The following is a 2,442-nucleotide window of genomic DNA, read 5'->3' on the forward strand; positions in this document are numbered from 1 at the left end:
CTTAAATCATGACCGTGATTTAACGTTGTTATTTCCTGAGAAGAGTGGTGTTAATTAAACGCTCTCGATGTAAGGCAATAAAATATGTGGATAATAAGACATCCTCCAAGCATGGAATAATAGACTTTATCTCGAGCATACATCGAAAGAGGATTGATATAAGCAATCAAATTGACGCCCACAATCACAATAATCGTTAGAAAGAAAAAGAGAAATGTGTATTTTTTATGCTCTTTTAAAAGTATGGCAAAAAATGCATAAATGAGCGCATAAATAGCCCCTATAAAACTAAGGTAATATAAAACAAAGGGCCACCATCCTCTAAGATCTACATTAGAATATTGAATTACAAATGAAATAAGTACACTGATGATGAAACCATAAAAAATAAAAAACAGATCCCACCAAAATTCATCTTTTTTATTTTGCTTTTCAGGAGTGTCTTTTATAAATATTAAATGCGAGCTCTTATTTGACCATACAGATATTGACCAAATAAGAGGAAAAGTTATTAAAATATCTAAAACGGTGATTACACCAGCAAAAGCATTTAACAACACAAATAGTGTATAAAACCCAAACAAACATAAAGAAAGTGGATTTATACTCTTAAATAAATTCAACCTGGATTTAATCATAATATGTTCGCCCCGCCCCGCAAATAAAATATTCATTTTTAGCTTAAAAATATCTTTATATTCAGTTAAAATCGATTTCCAAAAAATATAATGGAAATATAAAATGAACAAAAGTTGTCTTTTATTCACAGCCTTACTAAGTCCACTAAATGGAATATGTACCACAGTATTACCTATATATCCAGCAGAGGTAGTCGGTCGTGATTTAGATGCCAAAGGCGCAGGATGGATGGGACATGTTGGAATAACTATGGCGGCAAATCTATCAGATGTTGCTCCATGGGTTGTTGAGGTGTTAAATGATCCTAATCGAGTTGTGCAAGTAAATAATATTAGTGACTTCAAAAAAAAATCTCCATATTGGGGAAGCAGATATGGAATTGCAAATGATAGAGAAAGAACCCTCCTAGTGTTAAAAGAAGCGAATTCTCAACGTTGTTTGCGATCAAAATATACTCTCACAACTTTCTTTTTTCCAGCAACAGGAAGTCTTGATGGTTATCCTACAGATACATGTAAAACAGAAACTATGGGGCAATTTAGATGTGATACATTTTTGATCTATGCTTATACTGTAGGAAATTATTCGGTATTAAAAAGTGGGGCAGCACTTCCCAAAAATGTTTTTGCCTCTTTTCCATATGGTAATGGTGATGGGCCTCAAGCATTTGATAATCTTCCGCTAACTCCTGACACTCTTCCCGTCACTCAATCTTCTTTAAATACTCTTTCCCCAACAGATCTTAATAATTTATCTCTAGAAAATTTTATTTCAGTAATTGATAACCCTGACAATGCTACAACATCAAATATTGGGAATAAAATTTGGGACATTTATGTAAACTATCAAATTGAAGATGTTAATAAAAAAACATTTTTACTGGATTATTTAGGAGGCGTTGGAAGCGCTAATTTACTTCCTGAAGTTATTAAAGAATATAATCAAAGTACAAATCTTGATATTAAGCATGCTTTACTTTCTCTGACCCAGACCATATATTCCAGAGAGCACCTTTTGCAAGAAAATTTATCTATTAAAGATCAATTAATTAGTTTTTATCTAGATTTATTAAATAATAATACCCCAAAAAATCGAATGTCATTTAGTGATGCTCAAATTGTAGCAACTGGATTAACTGATATTGCATCCAAAAAAACTCTCTTAGATAATATTGAAAAAATAAACTTAATTTTTGATATGGCCCAGCCTTATGAGCAAATGGGATATAAGTGTAATTTAATGCTTGATATAAAATCATTAGAAGACTCTTACATACCACAAATTATCCATTTATTAACTAAAGAAAATAATCGACAATTGGATGAGCGATTTTTTTCTTATATTAAAGAGGCACTCTCAAGAGATATAAATAACCTATCTCCAGCAAATAAAAATATTATACGTAACTACTTTAAATCGATTGACTACAAATTCAATAGAATGAATGCAAAGCTACTAAATACAGACAAACCATCAAGTATGTTTACTTTTGGAGCATGGTTAGAATCTTCGGCTCTAATTAATTCTTCATCCCTCGAAGATGCTGGGCATTTCATTGCTAAATTTTTAAAACACAAATCTACTGTTGAGCAAGCTAACTACATAATTGGCCTGTCTAAAGCAGATTATTTAAAACACACCTTTAAAACAGAGCCTGTTTTTAGAGAATTTGCAGAAAAAAATAACAACATTAACTTAGTGCCTATATCTAAAAACCCTAACCAAGAACTAATTAACTCTGGAATTCAATACTCAGTGAGTTTAATTGAAGGGAAAATATAATTATCATTCAAAACCCATAAA

The 2,442-nt window shown here is 31.3% G+C and carries 2 protein-coding genes; one reads left to right on the forward strand and one right to left on the reverse strand.

Annotated elements, in window-relative coordinates; all coding sequences use genetic code 11:
* Positions 1-50: 50 nt before the first annotated feature.
* Entirely contained in the window at positions 51-767 is a 717-nt protein-coding gene (locus tag WA877_RS00195; protein ID WP_425168932.1) for a hypothetical protein, read from the reverse strand.
* Here WA877_RS00195 and WA877_RS00200 point away from each other — a divergent pair.
* Entirely contained in the window at positions 742-2,421 is a 1,680-nt protein-coding gene (locus WA877_RS00200) for a hypothetical protein (RefSeq protein WP_425168933.1), read from the forward strand. The two genes, WA877_RS00195 and WA877_RS00200, sit on opposite strands and share 26 nt — an antisense overlap.
* The last annotated feature ends 21 nt before the right edge of the window (positions 2,422-2,442 follow it).

This window comes from Legionella sp., from assembly GCF_049790535.1.
GTDB lineage: Bacteria > Pseudomonadota > Gammaproteobacteria > Legionellales > Legionellaceae > Legionella.